Source organism: Streptomyces sp. NPDC090088, assembly GCF_044747345.1.
GTDB lineage: Bacteria > Actinomycetota > Actinomycetes > Streptomycetales > Streptomycetaceae > Streptomyces.
Genome location: NZ_JBIVDZ010000002.1, coordinates 739,972 through 761,660, shown reverse-complemented (window position 1 = coordinate 761,660; position 21,689 = coordinate 739,972). Strand labels below are relative to the sequence as shown.

Sequence of the window (21,689 nt, the reverse complement as noted above, 5' to 3'; positions counted from 1 at the left end):
GGCCGGTCCCCACCGCAGGGCACGTGGGCCCCTCCCCCGCCGGGAGGGGCCCACGTGCCGTGCGGTCACAGGCTGTGCTCCCGCACCACCCTCCGGGCCTGGGCGAGCAGCATGCCGACGTTCACGGACTTGCGGCAGACGATCACGGCCACCACGTCCTGCTGTTCGTTCATGCGGATGAACAGGTGGGTGAGGTTGTCGCTGTTGACCAGGATCTCCTGGAAGAAGTGGTTGTCGGCGCTGATGCCGCGGCGCTCCTTGAAGACGTCCTCGATCATCACGACCGTGCGCCCCTGGAAGAGGTCCAGGGTGGCGCCCGCCAGCAGGTCCAGGACCTCGGGCGGATGGTTGTCGATCGTCTCGTACGAGAGCAGCATCCCGGTGGACATGTCGACCACCCCGGACGCGACGCACTCCGGCGCCTCGTTCCGCAGTGACTTGACCAGGCTCATCACCTGGTCGGAGAACCCCGTGGCCATACGCTTCGTCGCCATCCCTTCACACTCCCTCTGCTGCCTTCGCGGTGAGGATCGAGCCGATGCGGTCGAGGGCCGGATGGGTCGCCCGGTGCAGGCGCTCCAGGTCCATCCCCTCGTCGCCGAGCACGACCATCAGGGCGGTGTCGCCCACCGCGTAGAACGCCACGCAGCCGTGGCTGCCGTAGGTCACCGTCTGCCGCAGCACACCGCGCGCGGTGGCCTCGGCGGTGCGGCGCGCGAGGCCGAGGCCGGCGGCCGCGAGGGCGGCGAGGCCCTCCGGGTCGATGGAATCGGCGGTGTCGGCGGCTATCAGCATTCCGTCGGCGGCCGCCAGGGCCGTGTCGGTGATTCCGGTGACCCGTTCGCGCAGCCCGCGCATTTCCTGCGCCAGGGCTTCATGATTCATGTGCTCAACTCCCTCGTTCCTGACTGAATTCGACCGCTGCGGCGGTCGACGCGTCCTTTTTCATTCCGCCGTTCCGTTTTCATTTGGCCGTTCCGTGCCGCAGCCGGAAGAACCCTTTCCAGCTCGCCCCGCTCTTCTGCGGGCCGAGGACTTCGGTGATGCCGCTGGCGCCCGGCTCACGGCGGGGCAGTTCGGCGGGGACCGGGATCGGCTCCGGGGGCGGCGGCGGAGGCGGCGGTTCCCGGTGCCGTACGACGGGGGCCGTCACCGGCATCCGGACGGGGGCGGTCGGCGCGGCACATTCCAGCAGCCCCTCGCCGAGCATCCGGGCGACCTCCACGGTGACGGTGTAGACCCCGCGTCCGGTACGGAAGGCCAGGTCACGGGCGGTGCGGCGGCCGTCGGCGTGGCTCAGCAGCTCCTCCTGCAACGGGGTGCGGGGACGGTCGGCCGCGATGCCGGCGGGCCGTGGGCGTTCCCGGTCGGGGCGCACCGGGTGGGGCAGCGCGGCCAGTGCGGCCAGCTTGCGGTTCGCCTCCTGCAACAGCCGGGCGGGGGCCTCGCCGACGGCGACGGGGGCGTACGGCTCGGTGTCGAGGACCGCCTCGCAGCCGTCCACCCGGCCGGCCACGATGGCGAAGGCCGCGTCCTGCAGCGCCATCACGCACACCACCCTGAGCTGGGCCGCTCCCGCGTAGCCGCGTGCGATCAGGCCGGCCACCGGCCAGCGCGCCCCGCCGGACGCCCGCACCAGCTCGGCCCACTGCTCGCCGTCGATGCGGTCGGAGCGCAGCAGCAGCGCCTCGGGGCCGGGAGAGCCGGGGCTGTCGGCCGCGACCACCAGCCCGCCGCGCAGATGGAAGGCGCCGCCCGGGCTGCCCGGCACCCGCAGTTCGCCGCTGAACCCCTCGCGCCCGCACGCGATCAGGGCGTGCGCGAGCCGGCCGTAACCGGCCCTGCCGAGGGGGTCCCGAACCTCCGACATCGCCCCCCTCTTTTCGCGCTTTCGCACCGAGGAGGTATGTGTATCAGTTCGATGGCATATTTCAGCCGGGGATTTCCCAGCTGTCCCGAGCTGACGGAAGTTGGAATGTTCGGCCGCTCAAATCACTTTGTTCGACACTCATTTGATCGAACTGGGGGCGTCCTCCGGCTCCAGGTTCTCCGGCTCCACGGCCTCGTCCACGTACCGCTCGCGCGAGTACTGGTGCAGATAGCTGACCACCGTGTTCATCACCGCAACCAGCGGTACGGCCACCACCGCGCCGCCGATGCCCGCGACCATGCCGCCGGCCGCGACCGTGAGGACCACGGCGAGGGGGTGGACGCGGACCGCGCGGCCGAGGATGAACGGCTGGAGGATGTGGCCCTCGATCTGCTGCACCGCGAGGACCACGACCAGGGTCATGACGGCGGTGAACACGCCCTGGGTGACGAGCGCGACGACCACCGCGAGGGCGCCGGAGGCCACCGCGCCGACCAGCGGGATGAACGAGAACAGGAAGATGAAGACGGCCAGCGGGACGGCCATGGGCACGTCCAGGAAATAGATGCCGAGGCCGATGCAGATGGCGTCGATGAGGGCGACGAGCACCGTGCCCCGCACGTAGGACGTCAGCGTGCGCCAGGCGCGCGGACCGGCGCCGGCCACGCCCTCCCGGGCCGCGCTCGGCACCAGCTTCAGGAACCACTGCCAGATGCGCGCGCCGTCGTACAGCAGGAAGAGCGTGGAGAAGAAGACCAGCAGGATGCCGGTCAGGGCCTCCACGACCACCTGGACGCCCTCCAGGCCGAACGAGGTGATCTCGTCGGTGTTGGCGCCGATCGCCTCGCGGAGGTTCTTGGCGATCTGGTTGATCTGCTTGTCGGTGACGTGGAAAGGCCCCTTGAGCAGCCAGTCGCGCAGGTCGTCGATGCCGTTCTGGACCTGGTCGGAGAGCGTGTCGATGTTCTCCATGACCTGCCAGGTCACGAACCAGCCCAGCAGGCCGATCACCACGAACCCGGAGATGGCGGTGAGCGCGGTGGCCGGGCCGCGGGGCATCCCGGAGCGGCTGAGCCAGGCGACCGTGGGCTGCAGCAGGGCGGTGATCAGCAGCGCGATGACGAAGGCGAAGACGACGAGTTGGACGGCGCTGATGACCCGCATCAGGATCCAGACGGTGCCGGCCAGGACCAGCAGCCGCCAGCCGGCCTCGGCGGCGACCCGCACCCCCCAGGGGATGGCCGTCACGGGGTCGGGACGCGGTACGGGCTTCCGGACGGGCGCGGCGACGGCGGCAGGGGCGGGGGTGGGAGCGGGGGCGGGAGTCTCCGGTGCGGGCGCCGGCGCGGGCACCGCCGGAGCGGGCGGCTCGGGCTCGGTCTGCTCGCGCTCCACCTCGGCCTGGCGTTCGTCCAATCGCTCGCCCATCTCGGTCAGTCCGGCACCGAGCCGGCCGAGCCACTGAGGCACTCGCGACATGATCCGCCCTCTTCCCCCGCGTCCCCGGGTACTCCTCACCACTCCCCCCTGGAGTCGTTCGGTCCGACCGTACAGGGCGACAGCCCCTCCCCCTAGGACGGGGAGGGGCTGTCAAAGGTTGAGAAGCCGAGTGGGCTCTAGTACCAGTGGTTCGCCTGCCAGAAGGTCCAGGCCTCGCACGGGCTGCCGTAGCGGGAGTTCATGTAGTTCAGGCCCCACTTGATCTGCGTGGCCGGGTTCGTCTGCCAGTCGGAGCCGACGGACGACATCTTGGAGCCGGGCAGGGCCTGGAAGAGGCCGTAGGCGCCGGAGGAGGCGTTGACCGCCCGGTAGTTCCAGCTGGACTCGTGGTCCACGATGTTGCTGAAGCACTGGAACTGGCCGCTGGCCACCATCTGCTGCGCCATCGCCTGGATCTGCGCCACGGTGTAGGAGCTCTGGACCGGGAAGCTGGACGCGGACACGGAGGAGCGGCTGGCCGCCTCCTTCGCCTCGGCGCGCTCCTTGGCTTCCTTGGCCGCCTTCTCGGCCGCGGCCTTCTTGGCCTCGGCGCTCTTGGCGGCCGCCACACGGGCGGACTGCTCGGCGTCCTTCTTGGCGGTCGCGTCGGCCTGGATGGCCACGGCGTCGGCCTGCTGCGTCAGGGACGCGGTCTGGACCGTCGCCTGCTGACCCGCGGGGAGGTCCGCGAGGAGCGTGGTGTCGGCTGCTGTCGCCTCTGCGTCGTTGTTCGGCTGCGCCACGCTGCCCGAGGCAACACCGACGACGCTTCCGACAGCGGTGACCGCGGTGGCCGAGGCCACTGCGAATCCCCGGACCGAAATCCGGCTCACACGGTTTCCTTCCAGCATCGCCCGCTTCGGTGACCCTGGCGGACGCAATCTTGCCCCTGGCGCTGGCCTCCTCACTACTGGGTCACGGGAGACACGGGCCCGGTGGGCAGCTTCCCGGGGGAAGCGCCGCGTGGTGCTCGGGCGGCATACGACGTCGCTATGGAATTAGCTGTGATGCTGCTGTGTTTCCGTACCGCTGGGGGTACAGGTGTGTCGTATGCGGGGCCTGACAGGAGTGAGACTCTGCCGTAACCCGACGCCGGGTGGCAATTCTGAGTTGCGTGTGAAAGCTCACATCCCGTTTCCCCCAGGGGATTTCAGGAAAGCAGCACGCGCGAAGGCGCCGCCCGACTAGGCTCAAGGCCTTTGCCGGACGGCGCCAACCGACGGGTAATCAACCCAAGTTGGACACAGGGATCAGATGTGTCCGTCCTCCAGCATTTCGGTCACAAGCGCGGCGATCTGGGACCTCTCGGACCGGGTCAGGGTGACATGCGCGAAGAGCGGATGCCCCTTCAGCTTCTCGACGACGGCTACCACACCGTCGTACCGCCCCACCCGCAGGTTGTCCCGCTGCGCCACGTCGTGGGTCAGAACCACCCGTGAATTCGCGCCGATCCGGGACAGAACGGTCAGCAGGACGTTCCGTTCCAGCGACTGGGCCTCGTCGACGATCACGAAGGCGTCGTGGAGGGAGCGGCCGCGGATGTGGGTGAGCGGCAGCACCTCCAGCATCCCGCGGGCGGTGACCTCCTCGATCACCTCGCGGCTGGTGACCGCGGAGAGCGTGTCGAAGACCGCCTGCGCCCAGGGGCTCATCTTCTCCGCCTCGGAGCCCGGCAGATAGCCGAGTTCCTGGCCGCCGACCGCGTACAGCGGGCGGAAGACCATCACCTTCTGGTGCTGGCGGCGCTCCAGGACCGCCTCCAGACCCGCGCACAGCGCGAGCGCCGACTTGCCGGTGCCGGCCCGGCCGCCCATCGAGACGATGCCGACGTCCGGGTCGAGGAGCAGGTCGAGCGCGATCCGCTGCTCGGCGCTGCGCCCCTTGATGCCGAACGCCTCGCGATCGCCGCGCACCACACGGATGTTGCCCTCGGCCGTCACCCTGCCGAGCGCCTTGCCGCGCTCCGACTGGATGGTCAGACCGGTGTGCACGGGGAGATCCGCGGCCTCCGGCGCGTACACATGGCCTTCCTCGAAGAGGATGTCCACCTGCTCGCCGGACAGGGTCAGTTCGGACATTCCGGTCCAGCCGGAGGTGTCCGTGATGGCGAGTTCGGCGCGGTACTCCTCGGCGAGGAGGCCGACGGACGAGGCCTTGATCCTGAGCGGCAGGTCCTTCGAGACGACCGTGACGTCATACCCCTCGGCCTGCAGATTGCGGGCGACCGCGAGGATGCGGGAGTCGTTGTCCCCCAGGCGGTAGCCGCTCGGCAGCACGCTGGGGTCCGAGTGATTGAGCTCGACACGGATGCTGCCGCCCAGCTCGCCGATGGGAATGGGGGCATCGAGGCGGCCGTGCCGGACCCGGTAGTCGTCGAGCAGGCGCAGGGCCTGCCGGGCGAAGTAGCCGAGTTCGGGATGGTGCCGCTTGGCCTCCAGTTCCGTGACCACGACGATCGGGAGCACGACCTCGTGCTCGTCGAAGCGGGCCATGGCGTTCGGGTCGGCCAGCAGGACGCTGGTGTCGAGAACATAGGTGCGCCGGTCGGACTTGCGGCGCGTTGTGCTGGTCACCACGGAAGGACGTACCCCCTCGGATGAGGTCGGGGAGCGACGAAGAGGAGCTGGACCGGTTGACGGCCGCCCTGCACGGGCCGAAAACCGGCCCCCCGCTGCTTCTTCCGTGCCGTGACCGCACGGTCGGGCTGGTGCAAAGGGCCTCCCGGGTGGACGGCCCCGAGCCGCCCACTGAGATCCGATGCCCGTGGTTCGGACATCGACCTGCTTGGCTTATGCCCTCGAACATGCGCCGCCATGCCACGGACTGCAACGACGCGCAGGTGAACTCCACGTTACTCGCGCCCCGAAACGGGTGATTTACGCCTCATGGGCGTGGTGGGGTCATCCACCGTAATGACGGGGTTATCCAGCGTGGCGGCGGTGGCGGGTGGCTTGTGCCGTGTTGACGTCCGCCGTCACGACGACGTCACCCGCCGTAGCGGCGGTGCCGGGCCGCGTAGTCACGCAGGGCGCGCAGGAAGTCGACCTTGCGGAACGCGGGCCAGAAGACCTCGCAGAAGTAGTACTCGGCGTGGGCGGTCTGCCAGAGCATGAATCCGGACAGCCGCTGCTCGCCGCTGGTGCGGATCACCAGGTCCGGGTCGGGCTGGGCGCCGGTGTAGAGGTGACGGCCGATCGCGTCGACGGTGACGGAGTCGGCGAGGTCCTCCATCGCGACACCCTTGTCGTGGGCGTCGAGGATCATCGAGCGGACGGCGTCGGCGATCTCCTGGCGGCCGCCGTAGCCGATGGCGACGTTGACCAGTATTCCGTCGACGTGGGCGGTGGCCTCCTCGGCCTCCTTGAGCGCCGTCTGCATCGGGGAGGGCAGCAGGTCGCGGGTGCCGACGTGGTGGACGCGCCAGCGGCCGTCGGCGGCGAGGGTGCGGACGACGTCCTCGATGATGCCGAGGAGGGGGACCAGTTCTTCCTTGGCGCGGTCGAAGTTGTCCGTGGACAGCAGCCAGAGGGTGACGACCTCGACGTCCGTCTCCGAGCACCAGCCGAGGAACTCCTCGATCTTGTCGGCGCCGACGCGGTGGCCGTGGACCGTGCTGGAGCCGGCGGCCTTCGCCCAGCGGCGGTTGCCGTCCATGATGACGCCGATGTGCTTGGGCACCTGAGCGTGGTCCAGGTGGCCTTCCACCCGGCGTGCGTAGAGCCTGACGAGCAGGCCGCGCAGCTTGTCGCGCAGGGTCACTTGAGTCCGCCCCTCGTGATTCGGATGCGGGGGTCCGCCCGCCGAAGCCTACCCCGCTGGGAGTTGAGGGGGGTTCGGTGGGGAGGGCGCCCAGGGGGGAGGTCGGTGCGGTTGTCGCGCGGCCGCGGGTGGGGGGTGGCTGGTCGCGCCCACGCGGCGCCAGCCGCACATCGTCACAGCCCCGCGCCCCTGACGGGGCGCCGTCCTGACGGGCGCTTGAAAAGTAGCGGGGCAGAAAAAAACGGGCCGGTCCGTGGGGGGGAGACGGACCGGCCCGAGGGGGGGTTTCCACCATAACCCTTTGTAAGTGATGCTGCGTGCATCGGCGTGCCACAACTACTCTCCGGAGTCGCCCGGCGACGCCCCGATGGGCCAGAAGCGCTGGATTCAGGGGCCTCGCATGGCCGATTCGCAACGGAATCCCAGGAAAAGTGGCCGCATACGGGGAGATCAAGAGGGTTTGGGCCGTCTTGGGGATGCCTCGGCGGGTTGTCCGTCCGTCCCTCCGACGGGCTACCCCGGCTGCGAACGATGGCTTGACGCGGGCCCGCGAGGGAACACGGCACCGCGCAGCCCCCTCCACCGCGCGGTGCCGACCGCGCAGCTTTGCTCACGCGAATTACCTTGGTCTGAACTTACGTGAACCAGCGGGTTCATGCGAAGCGATGGCGGTAACGATGTGGGAACGCCGTGGAAATGGGACATGAACGGACGGGTCTCGCGTTCACTTATGCGTAGATCCATGAGCTACGGCACGGGTTGACCCTATTGGACCAGAGCATCACGACATGACCGGTGTTGATCGTTTGGGGTGGCTGGGGGCGAGGGGCACGTCCGGGGAGCCGAACGGCGGTTCTTGGCCATTCTTCGCCGCCTGGCATTCCAAGGCCGGTGCATCAGGCCCGGAGCGCCGGTCTGCGGGCCTCGAAGAGGTGCCGGGCGCTGTACGCGACGAAGGGGCCCTCCTTCTCGATCCGCCGGTGCAGGGCGCGGAGTTCGGGCTCGTACGCCTCGGCCGTGAAACCGGGCACCATCCACACCACCTTGCGCAGGAAGTGGACGACGGCGGCGATGTCGTGGAACTCCATCCGCAGCCGCTCGGCCCGCAGGCCGACGATCTCCAGTCCGGCCGCCTCCGCCTCCGCGCGCTCGCGGCCGGGGTCGCGGCCGGCGCGGACGTCCTCCGGCTGCGGGCCGAGGAAGAACTCGACGAGCTCGAAGGCGCTGGCGGGCCCGACGTGCTGGGCGAAGTAGGTGCCGCCGGGGCGCAGCACACGCGCGATCCCGGTCCAGTCGGCCCGCACCGGGTGCCGGCTGAGGACCAGGTCGAAGGTCTCGTCGGCGAAGGGCAGCGGGGCACCCTCGGACGAGGCGACGACCACGACACCGCGGGGGCTCAGCAGGGCGCTCGCCTTGGCCACGTTCGGCGGCCAGGCCTCGGTGGCGGCGAGCAGCGCCGGCCGGTGCGGGGCCGCCGCAGCGAGGGCGAAGTCGAACACCTCGCCGCCGCCGGTCTCGATGTCCAGCGCGGCGGTGGCCCGGCCGAGCCGCTCACCGGCCGCCCGGGCATAGCCCCAGGAGGGACGCGCCTCGGTGGCCCGGCCCTCGAACCAGGAGAAGTCCCAGCCCGCGGTCGGCACGGCGGTGCCCTCGGCGACGAGGTCCTCGAAGGAGCGCTGCTGCTCTGTCATGGTCGGCATGCTCCCAGCCGGCTGTCAGTGGCCGCTGATAATTTCCCCCGCCATGACGACCCATGAGATGTACACCGCCGGTGAGAAGGAAACCCTGCACGCGAGCCTCAACCGGCACCGGGACGCGGTGCTGTGGAAACTTCAGGGCCTCGACGACGAACAGCTGCGCCGCCCGATGACCCCGTCCGGCACCAACCTGCTCGGGCTGGTGAAGCACCTGGCCTCGGTGGAGTACGGCTGGTTCGTGGAGGCCTTCGGGGAGGAGGCCGAGCCACTGTGGTTCGACCCCTACACCGAGGACCTGACGGTCGGCCCCGGGGAGACCACCCGGCAGATCGTCGACTTCTACGGCCGGGCCCGCACCGCCGCCGACCGCGTGATCGCCGGACGCCCGCTGGAGACCCTCGGCCGGCCGTCCTGGCGCGACATCACCGTCTCCCTCCGCTGGGTCCTGGTCCACATGGCCGAGGAGACGGCCCGGCACGCGGGGCACATGGACATCGTGCGGGAGCTGATCGACGGGGCGACGGGCGACCACCCCCGGGTCACGGACACGGCCTGACGAGGTCGAGGAGCGTCAGGAGGCGTCCGGGGAGCCGCCACCGCCCAGCACGAGCAGGACGAACCCCTCCTCGTCCACGGAGTGCTCCGGGTCGCCGTACGGGACGAAGCCGTTCTTCTCCAGCAGCCGTACGGAGGCCGTGTTCTCCGCGGAGGGGTCGGCGTACAGGGGCCGTACGGTCTCCTCCTGGAGGAAGAGGGTGAAGGCGCGGCTGCCGACGCCGCTCCCCCAGTAGGCCCGTCCCAGCCAGTACCCGGTGAACCGGCGCTCCCCGTCCCACCAGGCGACGATGTTCCCCGCGACCTCCCCGTCCACGAGGACGGTCCGCACCCGGCCGGTCGGGTCCCCGAGCACCCGCTCCCGCCAGTGTTTGAGGAAGGCCTCCCGCGGCCGGGGCGTGAACCTCGACCGCCGGACGGCCTCCGCGTCGTGCTCGTAGGCGAGGAAGAGTTCGAGATCGTCGTCCAGCACGGGCCGCAGCCGGACGTCGCTGTACGTCCTGTCGGTTGCCTCGTCGGTCTTCTTGCCGGTCGTCTTGTCGGTCCTCTTGTCGGTCCTCTTGTCGGTCGTCTTGTCGGTCCTCTTGTCGGTCGTCATGCGGCGAGTGTGGCAGCCGCCACTGACAACGCCTCCGGCCTCATGCCACGAGCGGCCGGACCTCCTCCGCGGTGAACCGTACGAAGCCCTCGGGGTCGGGCTCGTCCGCCGTCGGCTGGAGGACGACGCTGTCGGCGCCCGCCTCCGCGAGCCGCTGCACGGCCTTGGCGACGGCGTCCGCGTCTCCGGCGACCCCGAGGTCGGGGACGGACTCCAGCCCCTCGGCGACGAGTTCGGCCCGGAGCCGGGCGGCGGCGTCCGGGCCGGTGGCGGTGAGGAGATAGACGACCACCTGGTGCGGCTCGCCCGCGTCCCGCCCCGCCGCCGCCCGGCCCTCCTCGATGAGCCCGCGCGCCCGGCGGACTCCGTCGGGCGAGGTGGCCGCCGTCATGATGGTGCCGTCGGCGGCCTCACCGGTGAGACGCAGGGTGCGGGGGCCCTCACCGCCCGCGAACACCGGGACCGGACCGGCCGGCGGCCAGTCGAGGGCGACGTCGTCGAGCCGGACGTACCGCCCGGCGACGGTGAGCCGCTCCCCGCGCAGCAGCGCGCGCAACGCGTCGAGATGCTCACGCAGCAGGGTCAGCGGGGACTCGGCGCGGGCGCCGACCTGGCCCATCCAGTCCTGCACACCGTGCCCGACGCCGAGGACGGCACGCCCCGGGAACATCCGGTGCAGCGCCGCCGCCTCCATGGCGGTGATGGCCACGTTCCGCAACGGCACGGGCAGCAGCCCGACCCCGACACGCACCCGCTCGCTCCAGGCGAGCGCAGCGGCGGCCGTGGAGATCCCGCCCTCCCGGAAGCAGTCCTCCCACAGCCACAGCTCCTCCAGCCCCACCTCGTCGGCGAGCCGGACCACATCACGCAGCCGCTCGGGGGGCAGTTGGGGACGGAACACAGCACCGAGTGAAGTCATGCCCAAGGTCCTACCCGGGGCCCGGGCCCGTCACAACCGAATTGCGCCCCCGGCGGCCCGGAGCCGGGCCCGCCGGAGATACCGTCGCCGCGGAGGTGACGCCGCGATGGCACGGTGGAGAGACGGGCGGGGACGGCTGGTCGTGCACGGGGACGAGGGCGCGACCGTTGTTCCGCTGGAGATCGCCACGTCCTACCGGGCCCGTACGAAGGGGCTGTTGGGGCGGGATTCCCTTGACGGGGCGATCCTGCTCTCCCCCGCCAACGGGATCCACACCTTCCGGATGCGGATGGCGATCGATGTCGCCTACCTCGACCGCCGCCTGACCGTCATCGCCGTACGCACCATGCCGCCGGGGCGTCTCGGACTGCCCCGGCTGCGGTCCCGTCACGTACTGGAGGCGGAGGCCGGGGCGATGGCCGGGTGGGGTGTCCGGGCGGGGACGCGGGTGACGGTGGAGGAGACGGCATAGCCGGGCGGCGCGCTCAGCTCCCCGTCCGGGGGAACGTGACCTCGACCCTCCGGTTCTTCTTCCGTCCCTCCTCCGTGGAGTTGTCGGCGATCGGGTACTGCTCGCCGTAGCCGCGGACGTCGAAGGTGATGTTCGGGTCGTTCAGGTCCTGGTCGAGGACGCCCTGTACGGCGTTGGCGCGCTGGCGGGAGAGGACGTCTCCGTGGGCCGAGGAGCCCAGGTTGTCCGTGAAGCCGAAGACCCGGACCTGGGTCGCGTTCTGCTTCCTGATCTCGTCCGCGATCGCGTCGATCCGCGCCGTCGCCGCCGCGCTCAGCTTCGCGCTGTCCTTGCTGAACAGCACCTCGGCCTGGAGGGCGAAGGTCACGTCCGCGTTGGTGTCCTCCCGCCGCTCGTCACCGCTCTGGTCCTCCACGACCGACTTGATGTCCAGCACCTTGGGCTCGGCGAGGGTGGCGCCCTCGGGGAGCTTGAGGTCGGGGTCGGTGGGGTCGATCTTCACGGGGGCGGTGGCGGAGGGCTCGGTGCCCGGCGGGACGCTCGGGTCGCCGCCGTCGGCGTTCGCGGCCGTCGCGCCGTAGAGCTGCGTGACCACGAGGATCGTGGCCGCGCTCAGCGTCAGGGGCAGGCGTGGTGTGGTCACTTCGCCCTCACCCGGAGATCTTGATCGTGCCGCTGGAGAAGGTGGGGAGTTGGAGGGTGACTTCGGTGGTGCTGGTGGGGGGCGCCGGGAACTGCATGAAGACGGGGATGGTCTGGCCGGCCTGGATCTGGGTGAGACCGGTCGTGGTGAGCGGGCGGCCGTCCGTGTCCCGCAGCACGTAGTACCGCTTCTTGCCCTTGGAGTCCACGAGCGTGGCGCCGCCGAACGACGTGTCGTGTCTGACGATCTCCGTCTCGTCGCCCCGGAGTGCCACAGGGACGATGACCATTTGCGAGCCGTCGTTCTTCAGGTTCGCGTTGACCGTGAGGAAGCCGCCCGAATCCCGGATGGCGGAGGTGACCTGAATGACGAGTCCGGAGGGACCCGAGAGCTCGGCAAGGGGTGGTTGGGACTGCCCCTCCTGTGCGGTCGGCTGTGATCCGTCGCTCTGTGAGGCCGATGCGCTGGGCTTCTTGTCGCCCCCGCTGTCACCTCCGCCGCCGCATCCGGCCACGCCGAGAGCCAGGCCGACGGCGACGGCCAGGGCGACCATCCCCCTGCGAGCCGTCGCAGTGAACCGAATGCTCATCGCTCCGCTTCCTTCTTCACTCGTCGATTCGCTTGTCAGTCGGCCAGGTGGACGTCGAAGAGGTCCTCGGGGCCCGGGAGGTCCGTGAGATCGTCCGGGTCCAGGGTCCAGGTCCGGTCCCTGCAGATGAGTTCGGGCAGGACGCTGTCATCGCCGGTGGGCGTGAACGAGCAGAGCGTCTCGATCACGGCCGTGGCGTGTGCCGTCGACTTCATGTTCTCGGTGCCCGGCACGACGGAGTCGCCGACGGTCTTGTTCGTCTGGGCATCGACCTTGTAGCTCAGGGGCGGTTCCGGCGTGCACTGAGCCGTCGCGTCGTTGCGGGCCGCCAGTTGAGCAGCCCGCCAACAGGAGTCCGCGACGTCCACGTTGCCGTCGAAGATGTCCTGCCACTTGGTCGGGTCGAGTACGTCCTTCACCCACTGGTCCGCAAGCTCGTCACGGGTGTTCATGGCCGCGGCGAGCGCCGCCGCGTCGGCGGCCGTCTGGGCACCGTTCCGGTTCACCGCGGCCTGGCCGACCGCGAGGTAGGCGAACGCGAGAAAGAGCAGGCCCCCCACAACCGTGATGTAGATGGGGAAGGCCTGCCCTGAGTCGCCGTAACGGCGGTGACGCATCACACGATTTTGCCGATTTGCGCCAGGATGGCCGTCAGGACCGCATTCCCGATGCTCGTCCCCGTAACCGCCAGCACAATGGCCACCACCACCGCGATGATCCCCAGGTACTCGACCGCGGTCTGCCCCCGGTCGTCGGCGCGGCGCTGCATCGCGACAAGCATCCTCAGCATCAGGTCGCTCATGGTGCTCCCCTCCGGGTTCGGTTCCGATCCTCGCAACGTAGGGCGGAACATACCCAATGGCGGAGGGTCCCAGGACCCAAATCCGGACCCAGTTCATCCGGCTCATCTCAGGCCACCCCCAGCCACTTGGCCGTCGCCTGGGCGCGGGTGGTGGTGTGGAGCTTGGCGAAGATGCGGTTGATGTGGTTCTTGACCGTCTTCTCGCTGATGAAGCAGACGGCGGCGATCTGCTGGTTGTTCATGCCGGACGCGATGAGGTCCATGATCTCCGCCTCTCTGCCGCTCAGTTGAAACCGGGACTGTGCTGACCCTCCCACAGAGGATTGCAGTTGCGAAAGGTTTTGTGAAGAGATTTGCGCGGACAGGAAACGGATTTCGGGTTTCGCGTGTGCAGTTGCGTTGTCTCTGATATGCGCCAGCAACGCGTTCGTCGCCGTCGGCGTGAAGTGCGGGCGCCCCCCGCCCACGTCCCGTACCGCCTGCGCCAGTTGCTGGGTGGTGAACTCGCCGTGGACCAGGTAGCCCCCGGCGCCCAGCCGGACGGCCTCCTGCACGATCTCCGTCTCGTGGCTGTAGGTGAGCATCATGACCGGGGCCAGGCGCACCAGATGGGGCAGGGCCGCCATGCCGTCGACGCCCGGCATGCGGACGTCGAGGAGGATGACGTCGGGGCGGTGGCGCAGGGCGGCCTCGTAGGCGGCGCGGCCGTCGTCGGCCTCCGCCACCACCGTGAGGTCGTCAGAGGCGGAGAGGACCGCCGTCAGGCCCGCGCGGATCACCGGGTTGTCGTCGGCCACCAGGACCCGCAGGGGTGGTGGGGGCGGGGGCTCGCCGTCTCCGTCGAAGGGGTGGTACCTGGGCTCCGTCATGTCAGGGGCACCTCCACTCGGACCTCCGTGCCCTTGTCGGTGGTGAGCCGGATGCGGGCCCCCACCGATGCCGCGCGTTCCGTCATGCCGAGCAGGCCGAAGTGGCCGGTGCGGCGCAGGCCTTCGAGGGTGGTGTCCGGGGGAAGCCCCCGGCCGTCGTCGTGGATCGTGACCACCAGGTGGGTGGGGGTGGCCTCGGCCCGTACGTCGACCCTCGTCGCCCGCGCGTGCCGGTGCGCGTTCTCCAGCGCCTCCGCCGCCACGCTGAGCAGCTGGCGGGTGGTGGCGGAGGGCAGGGGGACGGGGGCGGCGGGGCCGTCGTAGGTGGCGGGGAGGGTCGTGCGGGCGGTGAAGTCGCCGGTCAGGGTGCGCAGTTCGGCGAGTACGTCCGGGGGTGCGTCGTCGGTTCCGTCGCGCAGGTCCGTCAGGAGGTCGCGGGACTCCGCCGCCGCCTTGCGCGCCGCGTCCGCCACCAGTTCCGCCTGCCGGCGGATGAGGGCCGGGTCCAGGCGGTCCTGGGACGCGGACGCCGACTCCGCGAGGCCGTCGGCGACCAGCGCGACGCCGTAGAGCGTCTTGGTCAGGGAGTCGTGCATCTCGCGGGCCAGGCGGGCGCGTTCGGCGCTGACCGCCTCCGTCGCGGCGAGCCGGGAGCGGGTCTCGGCCAGGGCCTCGGTGGCGGTGCCGAAGCGGAGCATCAGCGTGCGCAGGGTCGAGCCCATCGCCCCCGTGATCACACAGAGGCCGGGCAGGAGGAGGGACTCGGCCACGCTCGCGTGCTGCTTCAGGGCCCCCTGGACGAGGAGCAGGATCAGGGACTGGAGCGAGGCGAAGACCGCCGCTCCGCGCCAGCTGTAGAGGAGGCCGGCGAGCAGCGGGGTGCAGACGCTGACGTACGCGAGGGTGGTGTCGGGGCCCGCCGAGATCAGGAGGAACGAGCCGAAGAGGGTGTCGGCGGCCAGGAGGGCGGGGTGGCGGAGCAGGAGGGGGCCGAAGCGCTGCCAGTCGCGGAAGAGGACGTAGGAGATCATGAAGGTGACGACCACCGCCGAGCCGACCAGGCGGGCGCCCAGGCCGGGGGTGGCGTTGAGGAGGGCCGCGGGGGTCGCCACGGCGATCATCGCCAGGCGGAAGCCGAAGACCTGGCGGCACATGGCCTGCAGGGCCCGCAGCTCGACCCGCGTCCCGACTTTCCCGCCGCCGTCCTGCCTGGTCGCCATGGCCGTCGCCCCGCCTACTTCCCCGTGATCGACCCGAAGTCGACCCCCGAGCCCAGCAGCAGGCCCGCGGCCAGCAGCAGCATCGTCGCCGGGACCATGAACGTGGTGATCATCAGCGTGGCCCTGGGGACCGCCCGGGCCGCCTTGCGGCGCGCGTTCTGGGCGTCCGTGCGGCGCATGTCCTTGGCGAGGGCGACGAGGGTGTCGACGATCGGCGCGCCCAGTTCCTCGCCCTGCTGCAACGCCGTCACGAACATCGCGACCTGTTCCGAGTCGTTCCGCCTCCGCAGCTCCGCGAAGGCCTGGCGGCGGCTCATGCCCAGGTCCATCTGGCGGAGCGTGATGCGGAGTTCGTCGGCCCAGGGGCCCTCGTAGTGGGTGGCCACCCGGTCCAGGGCCTGGCGGAAGCCGAGGCCCGCGCCGACCACCACGGCGAGGACGTCCAGGAAGTCCGGCAGGGTGCGTTCGATGACGTCCCTGCGGATCCGGATCGCCGACCAGATGCCGACCTCCGTCCAGAACGCCCCGAAGAGCAGCAGGATCAGGGCCATCAGGTACTGGCCGCGGAGGAGGAAGACCAGGCAGCCCACGGTGCCGAGCGCGCCGTAGACCGCGCGGCGGGCCGCGTAGCGGTCGATGGTCAGGCCGCCGGGGTTGCCCGCCAGGTCGATCTTGCGACGGTACCGGGTCACCAGGCGCGGGCCCATCAGGCGCAGGACGGCGGGGGCGTAGCGCATGCCCATGCGGTCGATGAGGGAGTTGGCGGCGCCGGTGCGGGTGGCGCCGACCTCCAGGGCGATCGCCAGGTCGGCGGGGAGCTTCGCGTCCGCGCGGTACATGCGGACGCCGGCGAAGGCGCCCCAGACGCCGAGGGCCATGAGGAGGGCCAGGATCAGTGCCATGTCACATATCACCCATCACATACCGTCCAGTGCCATATCACATTCCACCTACACGTCGATCCGGCTCAGACGGCGGATGAGAACGAACCCGACCGCATACAGCCCGAAGGCGATCAGCACGGCCCCCTGACCGAGCGTGGTGCCCGTCATCCGGTCCAGGGTGCCGTCCTTGACGCCGTTCATCAGGAACAGGGCGCCGATGCCCAGGGCCGGGACGGCGTACGACGTCATCGTCACCTGGGAGAGCTGGGTACGGATCTCGCGGCGGGTCTCCTTGCGCTCCTCCAGGGTCTCGGTGAGGTTGCGCAGCGCGCTGACCACCTGACCGCCGGCCCGGTTGGAGAGGACCAGGGTCGTGACCAGGACGACCAGCTCGCGGGACGGGAGCCGGTCGGCCAGCTCGCCCAGCGCGTCGTCCATGGAGTGGCCGATCGCCAACTGGTCGGCGACCTTGGCCAGTTCCTCGCCGGCCGGAGCCTCCAGCTCCTCCGCCGCCATGCCGATCGCGGTGCGCAGGGCGAGGCCGGCGTGGGTGGCGTTGGCGAGGATGCGGGCCAGTTCGGGGAGCTGGCCGATGAACCGCTCGATGCGTTTCTGCCGCTGCCAGTTGAGGAACTGGACGGCGGCGAAGACCCCGACGAGGCCGGCGATGGGGCCGAAGAAGGGGGCGAGCGCGGCCTGGCCGATCAGCCAGAGGGCGACCACCGCGGCCAGCATGTAGACGAAGAACTCGCCCGGGGTGACGTCCAAACCCGTGGCCGCGAGCCGGAGTTCGAGGCGGCGGCCGATCCCGGTGCCGCGCAGCCGGCGGTCCAGGTTGCGGAAGCGGCGCCGGCGGCCGGTGAACGGGGACTCGCCCGTGTAGGAGAGCCGGTCCACCAGGGCGGCGCGCTGGGCCCGGCCGGAGGCGTAGGTGTGCATGCCCACCACGGCCAGCAGGCCCGCCAGCAGGGTGATGCCGGTGGTGAGGGAGACGAGGTCGTGGAGGGACATGGGCCGCCTACCGGGCTTCTCGGGTGGTGAGCTGGTCGAAGTGCTGGGCCACGCCGAACGCCTGCGGGATCGGCTGGCTCGCCATGTAGAGGCGGTCGGCGGTGCGGCGCGGGAGCGGGAAGTACTGGAAGGCGCCGTGGACATGGCCGTCGTGGGTCATCGGCCGGGCGTCGAAGCGGGCGACCGTCGCCAGCCGGTACGGCTCGCTGCCGTGGCTGTCCAGCATCGCGATCTCGGTGATCCGGCGGGCGCCGTCGGCGAACCGGGTGAGCTGGACGATGACCTCGACCGCGCTGTTGATCTGGTCGTGCAGGGCGACGAAGGGGACCTCCACGTCCGACATGGAGGCCAGGGTCTGGAGCCGGGTGAGCGCGTCCTCCGCGCTGTTGGCGTGGACGGTGGCGAGGGAGCCGTCGTGGCCCGTCGACATGGCCTGCAGCATGTCCAGGGACTCGCCGCCGCGGACCTCGCCGACCACGATCCGGTCGGGCCGCATCCGCAGCGAGTTGCGGACCAGGTCGCGGATGGTGACCTGGCCCTTGCCCTCGACGTTCGACGGGCGGGACTCCAGGCGGACCACGTGGGACTGCTGGAGCTGGAGTTCGGCGGAGTCCTCGATGGTGATGATGCGCTCGTGGGCCGGGATCAGGCCGGACAGGGCGTTCAGCAGGGTCGTCTTCCCGGTGCCGGTGGCGCCCGAGACGATGATGTTGAACTTCGCCTGCACCAGGCCCGCCAGCAGGAACACCATGTGCTCGTCGAGCGAGCCGAAGCCGATCAGCTCCTGGAGGGTGAAGGAGCGCGGGAAGCGGCGGATGGTGAGGATCGGGCCGGTGAGCGAGAGCGGCGGGATGATGACGTTGACGCGTTCGCCGGAGGGGAGGCGGGCGTCGACCATCGGGTTGGACTCGTCCACGCGGCGGTTGACCGTGGAGACGATCCGCTCGATGGTCTGCATCAGCTGGTCGGCCGAGACGAAGCGGAGCGGCAACTGCTCGACCCGGCCGCCGCGTTCGACGAAGATCGCGTCGGGGCCGTTCACCATGATCTCCGTGATCGAGGCGTCTTCGAGGAGCGGCTCCAGGATGCCGAGTCCCAGCGCCTCGTCGACGACCCGGCGGATCAGCTGGGAGCGTTCGGCGGTCGACAGGACCGGGCCCTCACGGCTGATGATGTGGCCGAGGACGCGTTCGAGCCGGGCCCGGCGCTCGGCGGCGGCCAGCGCGCTCATCTCCGCGAGGTCGATCTCCTCCAGGAGCTTGGCCCGGTACGAGGAGACCAGGTGGCCGTCCTCGCCCCGGCTGCCGTTCTCCTCGGGGGAGTTGATGCGTGCCCGCAGGCTCATGGTGCCGTGCTCCTCGTTCAGTGCTCGACGTTCAGTGGTCGACGGGCATCGTGGCGGACTTGGTGGCGTTGCCGAGCTCCCAGACGATCTTGGGGATGTGGACCGTGGCGGTCACGGTGACCGAGTCGCCGCCGCCGGAGGAGGCGCAGCTGACGTCGATCCCGCCGCTGACGGCGCTCGCGCAGGCGGCGCCGACGTCCTCCTGCAGCGAGGCGGCGCGGGCGCCCGCCCGGGCCGCCGTGCCGGCCTGCTCGGCGGCGTAGGCGACGGCGCCGAGCTGGATGCCGGCCAGGGCGACGAGGAGGAGGGCGGGGATGAAGCCGAGGTACTCGATGGCGACTTGGCCGCGGTCGCGGGGGCGCCGAAGAAGGCGGGGCATGTCAGCGCTTCACCTCCTCCACGGTGCCGGCGTGGCCGTGGACCGTGACCGGGAAGTCGATCGTGCCGGGGAAGAGGACCGGGACGCGCAGGGAGACGTCCGCGGTCACCGTGCCGGTGCCGCCGCACCGGTCCACCGTGGCTCCCTCCCGCCAGGCGCTGGACAGGTCCTCCAGCGCGGCGCGCTGACAGGCCGCGTACCGCTCCGCCCGGGGGACGGCCGTGCCGGCGCGTACGCCTTCGTCGGCGGCGTTCCCCGCGAGGGTGAAGGCGTATCCCGTGAGGACGGCCTGCCAGCAGAGGACGAGGGTGAGGATGATGATCGGGGTCATGCCGAGGAGTTCGATGGAGACCTGGCCGCGGTCGCGGGCGGGCCGGGTGGGGGCGGTGGGTCGTCGGTCGGGTGCGGGTGTGTGGGGGCTTGTCGCGCCCGCGCGGCGGCAGCCGCACATCCGATACAGCCCCGCGCCCCTGAAGGGGCGCTCACCCTGGCGCCCTGCTTTTAGGGGCGCGGGGAACTGCGCGAGCAACCCCCACCGGGCCGCAGACGACCGACGACCCACCGACCCCGACCCCGACCCACTACCCCTCACGGAAGTTCCTTCCGCCGTCTGAATCCCACCGCGCCCCGCTCGGCGGCACGCGCCCGCGTGGCCCGGCGTGGTGGTGCGGTCTCTCCCGTGCGTACGAGCCCCAGCTCCCCCGCCAGCGCCCACAACGCCTGCTTGACCGTGCTCCGTGCGTCCAGTTCGTGCATCCGGCCCGCGTCCACCGCGCCCTGGAGTTCTTTGAAGTTGGCGGGGACGGCGGTGGCCGCCAGGGCGGTGCCGGTGATGCGCTGGATCAGGGCGGGCTGGATCTCCGTGTTCCTCGTGTGCCGGTTGACGACGACGGTCGTCTCCTCGGCCTTGCGGATCTGCAGCCGGTCCCACATCCGGACCGTGCGCTTGGCGGCGCGGACGGCGACGACGTCCGGTGTGGTCACGAGGAGTGCCATGTCGGCGGTCTCGACGGCCGCCGCGCCCGCGCCGCCGAGCTGGGCGCCGCAGTCGACGACGACCATCTCGTAGCGGGAGCGCAGGGCGCTGAGGATCTGGCGGGCGGCGCGGTCGGTGACCTCCTCGCCGCGTTCGCCCTCGGCGGGCGCGAGGAGCAGGGCGAGCCCGGAGTCGTGGCGGAAGACGGCCTCGGCCATGACACGTGGGGAGATGTCGCCCACGGCGGCGAGGTCGGCGACCGAGCGGCGGAACTGGACGTCCAGGTAGGAGGCGACGTCGCCGGTCTGGAGGTCGAGGTCGACGAGGGCGGTGGGGTGGCCGGAGGCCTGCGCGGCGAGGGCGATCTGGATGGCGACGAGGGAGGCGCCGACCCCGCCCTTCGCGCCGCTCACCGTCACGACCGTGCCGCCGACGCCGGCGAACACGTCGGCGCCGTGGCCGAGATGGCGTCGTACGCCCGTGGACCACTGGGCGACGGCCTGGACGCGGCCGGCGAGTTCCTCGTAGCTCAGCGGCAGGCCCACCAGCCCGCGGGCGCCGGAGTCCATCGCGGCGGCGAACAGGCCGGGGCTGGTGTCGGTGGTGACGAGGACGACGCCGACGGCGGGGAAGCGCAGGGCGACCTCGCGGATCAGTTCCAGGGCCGGGACCGGGCCGATGCGTTCGTGGACGACGACGACCTCGGGGAGTTCGTCGACGGACTCGGCGGCGGCCCGGGCCAGGGTGTCGACGAGCTGGGTGGAGTCGACGACGGGGGCCAGCGGTTCGGTGTCCGGGAGCTGGCTGAGCAGGGAGACCAGGGTGCGGACGGCGTCCGCGTCACCGACGGCGGGGAGGATCCTGATGGGCATGCGGGGCGCCTCTCACTTGTCCGTCGCGAGTTCGTACGTACGGTCCTTGTCCGGCACGGTGGTCGTGGTGCCGGGGGCGACCAGGGCGAGCCGGACCCGCTGGGCGAAGGACTCCGCGTAGGTGAGGCGCTGGGCGTCGAGCGTGGACAGCGCGAAGGTGATGGGGACGGCGTCGGTGGGCTGCTGGTTCTTGTTGTCCGGTTCCAGCGAGGTGAGTTTGCCGACGTCCAGGACCCGGGCGTCGGTCACGATGATCTTCGACTGGTCGGGGTCGCTCTGCTGCTTGCCCTCGAAGGTGGCGTAGACGTTCACCCGCGAGCCCGGGTAGATCTTGCCGGCCACCCCGGTGGCCGCGTCGATCATGATCGCGACCTCCTGCTCGCCCGGCTTCAGCTCGGGCTGGTCGACGATCATGTCGGTCTGGAGCAGCGAGCCCTTCTTCAGGGTGGTGACCGCGATCTTGTCGTGAATCTGGCTGAGGCTGGTGACCGCGTTGGCGGACAGCCACCGCTTGGGCAGCGCGATCCTCTTGAACTGGCTCGGGCTCAGCGTGGTGTACGGCGTGACGTCGGAGCGGAGTTCGTACGCGGTGACCTTGGGACCGACCTCGGACTTCGCGTTGTCGATGACCGAGAGCACACCGGCGAACGCGGCGAGCGCGCAGATCACCGACAGGATCAGGAGTATCACGCCGCGGCGCTGACGGGAGTTCATGGACCGTGCGACCTCATCGGGGAAGTGGGGGCAGTG

The 21,689-nt window shown here is 70.8% G+C and carries 25 protein-coding genes; 2 read left to right on the top strand and 23 right to left on the bottom strand.

What is annotated here, in order from left to right; all coding sequences use genetic code 11:
* Window positions 1-65 precede the first annotated feature (65 nt).
* The 8 genes from ACIPSJ_RS12205 to ACIPSJ_RS12170 all read right to left on the bottom strand — a co-directional run bounded on the left by ACIPSJ_RS12205 (window position 66) and on the right by ACIPSJ_RS12170 (window position 8,799).
* Window positions 66-494, bottom strand: a complete 429-nt coding sequence (locus tag ACIPSJ_RS12205; protein WP_355726107.1) for a hypothetical protein — start codon at window positions 492-494, stop codon at window positions 66-68.
* Window positions 495-498: 4 nt separating this feature from the next.
* A complete protein-coding gene (locus ACIPSJ_RS12200) occupies window positions 499-885 on the bottom strand; it encodes a roadblock/LC7 domain-containing protein (RefSeq protein ID WP_355726110.1) in 387 nt (128 codons plus the stop codon).
* Between the two features lie 79 nt (window positions 886-964).
* A complete protein-coding gene (locus tag ACIPSJ_RS12195) occupies window positions 965-1,870 on the bottom strand; it encodes a MarR family transcriptional regulator (protein WP_401345370.1) in 906 nt (301 codons plus the stop codon).
* A 138-nt stretch (window positions 1,871-2,008) separates the two neighbouring features.
* On the bottom strand, window positions 2,009-3,349 hold the full coding sequence (locus ACIPSJ_RS12190; RefSeq protein WP_401345368.1) for an AI-2E family transporter: 1,341 nt from the start codon (window positions 3,347-3,349) through the stop codon (window positions 2,009-2,011).
* A gap of 137 nt (window positions 3,350-3,486) precedes the next feature.
* On the bottom strand, window positions 3,487-4,182 hold the full coding sequence (locus tag ACIPSJ_RS12185) for a transglycosylase SLT domain-containing protein (RefSeq protein ID WP_365686947.1): 696 nt from the start codon (window positions 4,180-4,182) through the stop codon (window positions 3,487-3,489).
* A 417-nt stretch (window positions 4,183-4,599) separates the two neighbouring features.
* On the bottom strand, window positions 4,600-5,925 hold the full coding sequence (locus ACIPSJ_RS12180; RefSeq protein WP_359226368.1) for a PhoH family protein: 1,326 nt from the start codon (window positions 5,923-5,925) through the stop codon (window positions 4,600-4,602).
* A gap of 409 nt (window positions 5,926-6,334) precedes the next feature.
* Entirely contained in the window at window positions 6,335-7,108 is a 774-nt protein-coding gene (locus ACIPSJ_RS12175; RefSeq protein ID WP_359226370.1) for an isoprenyl transferase, read from the bottom strand.
* Between the two features lie 896 nt (window positions 7,109-8,004).
* Window positions 8,005-8,799, bottom strand: coding sequence for a methyltransferase domain-containing protein (locus ACIPSJ_RS12170; RefSeq protein ID WP_359226372.1), 795 nt, complete (start codon window positions 8,797-8,799; stop codon window positions 8,005-8,007).
* Between the two features lie 52 nt (window positions 8,800-8,851).
* Between ACIPSJ_RS12170 and ACIPSJ_RS12165 the strand changes: the two genes are divergently transcribed.
* Window positions 8,852-9,361: a DinB family protein gene (locus ACIPSJ_RS12165; RefSeq protein WP_401345365.1), complete on the top strand. Its 510-nt coding sequence runs from the start codon at window positions 8,852-8,854 to the stop codon at window positions 9,359-9,361.
* 15 nt (window positions 9,362-9,376) lie between these two features.
* On the opposite strand, the gene ACIPSJ_RS12160 is transcribed toward ACIPSJ_RS12165, so the two are convergent.
* Window positions 9,377-9,832, bottom strand: a complete 456-nt coding sequence (locus ACIPSJ_RS12160; RefSeq protein WP_401346231.1) for a GNAT family N-acetyltransferase — start codon at window positions 9,830-9,832, stop codon at window positions 9,377-9,379.
* A 166-nt stretch (window positions 9,833-9,998) separates the two neighbouring features.
* Entirely contained in the window at window positions 9,999-10,877 is an 879-nt protein-coding gene (locus ACIPSJ_RS12155; protein WP_401345363.1) for an LLM class flavin-dependent oxidoreductase, read from the bottom strand.
* A 106-nt stretch (window positions 10,878-10,983) separates the two neighbouring features.
* On the opposite strand from ACIPSJ_RS12155, the gene ACIPSJ_RS12150 reads away from it, so the two are divergent.
* The gene (locus ACIPSJ_RS12150) at window positions 10,984-11,349 is read left to right on the top strand and encodes a DUF192 domain-containing protein (RefSeq protein ID WP_359226376.1); all 366 of its coding nucleotides are present in this window, start codon (window positions 10,984-10,986) and stop codon (window positions 11,347-11,349) included.
* A 13-nt stretch (window positions 11,350-11,362) separates the two neighbouring features.
* On the opposite strand, the gene ACIPSJ_RS12145 is transcribed toward ACIPSJ_RS12150, so the two are convergent.
* The 13 genes from ACIPSJ_RS12145 to cpaB form a co-directional block, all read right to left on the bottom strand.
* A complete protein-coding gene (locus ACIPSJ_RS12145; RefSeq protein ID WP_359226378.1) occupies window positions 11,363-11,992 on the bottom strand; it encodes an OmpA family protein in 630 nt (209 codons plus the stop codon).
* Between the two features lie 7 nt (window positions 11,993-11,999).
* A complete protein-coding gene (locus ACIPSJ_RS12140; RefSeq protein WP_401345361.1) occupies window positions 12,000-12,581 on the bottom strand; it encodes a hypothetical protein in 582 nt (193 codons plus the stop codon).
* A gap of 35 nt (window positions 12,582-12,616) precedes the next feature.
* Window positions 12,617-13,198 carry a pilus assembly protein TadG-related protein gene (locus tag ACIPSJ_RS12135; RefSeq protein WP_401345359.1) on the bottom strand — a complete coding sequence of 194 codons (582 nt, stop codon included), beginning with the start codon at window positions 13,196-13,198 and terminating at the stop codon, window positions 12,617-12,619.
* Window positions 13,198-13,383, bottom strand: coding sequence for a hypothetical protein (locus tag ACIPSJ_RS12130; RefSeq protein ID WP_401345357.1), 186 nt, complete (start codon window positions 13,381-13,383; stop codon window positions 13,198-13,200). The genes ACIPSJ_RS12135 and ACIPSJ_RS12130 overlap by 1 nt, the downstream gene beginning before the upstream one ends.
* A gap of 107 nt (window positions 13,384-13,490) precedes the next feature.
* A complete protein-coding gene (locus ACIPSJ_RS12125; RefSeq protein WP_401345355.1) occupies window positions 13,491-14,252 on the bottom strand; it encodes a response regulator in 762 nt (253 codons plus the stop codon).
* Complete coding sequence (locus ACIPSJ_RS12120) at window positions 14,249-15,472, bottom strand: sensor histidine kinase (RefSeq protein WP_401345354.1); 1,224 nt, start codon at window positions 15,470-15,472, stop codon at window positions 14,249-14,251. The genes ACIPSJ_RS12125 and ACIPSJ_RS12120 overlap by 4 nt, the downstream gene beginning before the upstream one ends.
* A gap of 14 nt (window positions 15,473-15,486) precedes the next feature.
* Window positions 15,487-16,374, bottom strand: a complete 888-nt coding sequence (locus ACIPSJ_RS12115) for a DUF5936 domain-containing protein (protein ID WP_359226388.1) — start codon at window positions 16,372-16,374, stop codon at window positions 15,487-15,489.
* A gap of 48 nt (window positions 16,375-16,422) precedes the next feature.
* A complete protein-coding gene (locus ACIPSJ_RS12110; RefSeq protein WP_401345351.1) occupies window positions 16,423-17,367 on the bottom strand; it encodes a type II secretion system F family protein in 945 nt (314 codons plus the stop codon).
* 7 nt (window positions 17,368-17,374) lie between these two features.
* A complete protein-coding gene (locus tag ACIPSJ_RS12105) occupies window positions 17,375-18,712 on the bottom strand; it encodes a CpaF family protein (protein ID WP_359226392.1) in 1,338 nt (445 codons plus the stop codon).
* A 31-nt stretch (window positions 18,713-18,743) separates the two neighbouring features.
* Window positions 18,744-19,091, bottom strand: coding sequence for a TadE/TadG family type IV pilus assembly protein (locus ACIPSJ_RS12100; protein WP_401345349.1), 348 nt, complete (start codon window positions 19,089-19,091; stop codon window positions 18,744-18,746).
* Between the two features lies 1 nt (window position 19,092).
* Window positions 19,093-19,422: a pilus assembly protein gene (locus tag ACIPSJ_RS12095; protein ID WP_355726165.1), complete on the bottom strand. Its 330-nt coding sequence runs from the start codon at window positions 19,420-19,422 to the stop codon at window positions 19,093-19,095.
* Window positions 19,423-19,679: 257 nt separating this feature from the next.
* Window positions 19,680-20,939 carry a P-loop NTPase gene (locus tag ACIPSJ_RS12090; RefSeq protein ID WP_355729607.1) on the bottom strand — a complete coding sequence of 420 codons (1,260 nt, stop codon included), beginning with the start codon at window positions 20,937-20,939 and terminating at the stop codon, window positions 19,680-19,682.
* Window positions 20,940-20,951: 12 nt separating this feature from the next.
* Window positions 20,952-21,653, bottom strand: a complete 702-nt coding sequence (gene cpaB / locus ACIPSJ_RS12085) for a Flp pilus assembly protein CpaB (RefSeq protein ID WP_401345346.1) — start codon at window positions 21,651-21,653, stop codon at window positions 20,952-20,954.
* Window positions 21,654-21,689: the final 36 nt, after the last annotated feature.

Excerpts from the sequence above, each read along its gene's own strand:
- ACIPSJ_RS12205 (WP_355726107.1), bottom strand. The coding sequence starts at position 494 with ATGGCGACGAAGCGTATGGCCACGGGGTTCTCCGACCAGGTGATGAGC.
- ACIPSJ_RS12200 (WP_355726110.1), bottom strand. The coding sequence starts at position 885 with ATGAATCATGAAGCCCTGGCGCAGGAAATGCGCGGGCTGCGCGAACGG.
- ACIPSJ_RS12195 (WP_401345370.1), bottom strand. The coding sequence starts at position 1,870 with ATGTCGGAGGTTCGGGACCCCCTCGGCAGGGCCGGTTACGGCCGGCTC.
- ACIPSJ_RS12190 (WP_401345368.1), bottom strand. The coding sequence starts at position 3,349 with ATGTCGCGAGTGCCTCAGTGGCTCGGCCGGCTCGGTGCCGGACTGACC.
- ACIPSJ_RS12170 (WP_359226372.1), bottom strand. The coding sequence starts at position 8,799 with ATGACAGAGCAGCAGCGCTCCTTCGAGGACCTCGTCGCCGAGGGCACC.
- ACIPSJ_RS12165 (WP_401345365.1), top strand. The coding sequence starts at position 8,852 with ATGACGACCCATGAGATGTACACCGCCGGTGAGAAGGAAACCCTGCAC.
- ACIPSJ_RS12155 (WP_401345363.1), bottom strand. The coding sequence starts at position 10,877 with ATGACTTCACTCGGTGCTGTGTTCCGTCCCCAACTGCCCCCCGAGCGG.
- ACIPSJ_RS12150 (WP_359226376.1), top strand. The coding sequence starts at position 10,984 with ATGGCACGGTGGAGAGACGGGCGGGGACGGCTGGTCGTGCACGGGGAC.
- ACIPSJ_RS12140 (WP_401345361.1), bottom strand. The coding sequence starts at position 12,581 with ATGAGCATTCGGTTCACTGCGACGGCTCGCAGGGGGATGGTCGCCCTG.
- ACIPSJ_RS12135 (WP_401345359.1), bottom strand. The coding sequence starts at position 13,198 with ATGCGTCACCGCCGTTACGGCGACTCAGGGCAGGCCTTCCCCATCTAC.
- ACIPSJ_RS12130 (WP_401345357.1), bottom strand. The coding sequence starts at position 13,383 with ATGAGCGACCTGATGCTGAGGATGCTTGTCGCGATGCAGCGCCGCGCC.
- ACIPSJ_RS12125 (WP_401345355.1), bottom strand. The coding sequence starts at position 14,252 with ATGACGGAGCCCAGGTACCACCCCTTCGACGGAGACGGCGAGCCCCCG.
- ACIPSJ_RS12120 (WP_401345354.1), bottom strand. The coding sequence starts at position 15,472 with ATGGCGACCAGGCAGGACGGCGGCGGGAAAGTCGGGACGCGGGTCGAG.
- ACIPSJ_RS12115 (WP_359226388.1), bottom strand. The coding sequence starts at position 16,374 with ATGGCACTGATCCTGGCCCTCCTCATGGCCCTCGGCGTCTGGGGCGCC.
- ACIPSJ_RS12110 (WP_401345351.1), bottom strand. The coding sequence starts at position 17,367 with ATGTCCCTCCACGACCTCGTCTCCCTCACCACCGGCATCACCCTGCTG.
- ACIPSJ_RS12105 (WP_359226392.1), bottom strand. The coding sequence starts at position 18,712 with ATGAGCCTGCGGGCACGCATCAACTCCCCCGAGGAGAACGGCAGCCGG.
- ACIPSJ_RS12100 (WP_401345349.1), bottom strand. The coding sequence starts at position 19,091 with ATGCCCCGCCTTCTTCGGCGCCCCCGCGACCGCGGCCAAGTCGCCATC.
- ACIPSJ_RS12095 (WP_355726165.1), bottom strand. The coding sequence starts at position 19,422 with ATGACCCCGATCATCATCCTCACCCTCGTCCTCTGCTGGCAGGCCGTC.
- ACIPSJ_RS12090 (WP_355729607.1), bottom strand. The coding sequence starts at position 20,939 with ATGCCCATCAGGATCCTCCCCGCCGTCGGTGACGCGGACGCCGTCCGC.
- cpaB (WP_401345346.1), bottom strand. The coding sequence starts at position 21,653 with ATGAACTCCCGTCAGCGCCGCGGCGTGATACTCCTGATCCTGTCGGTG.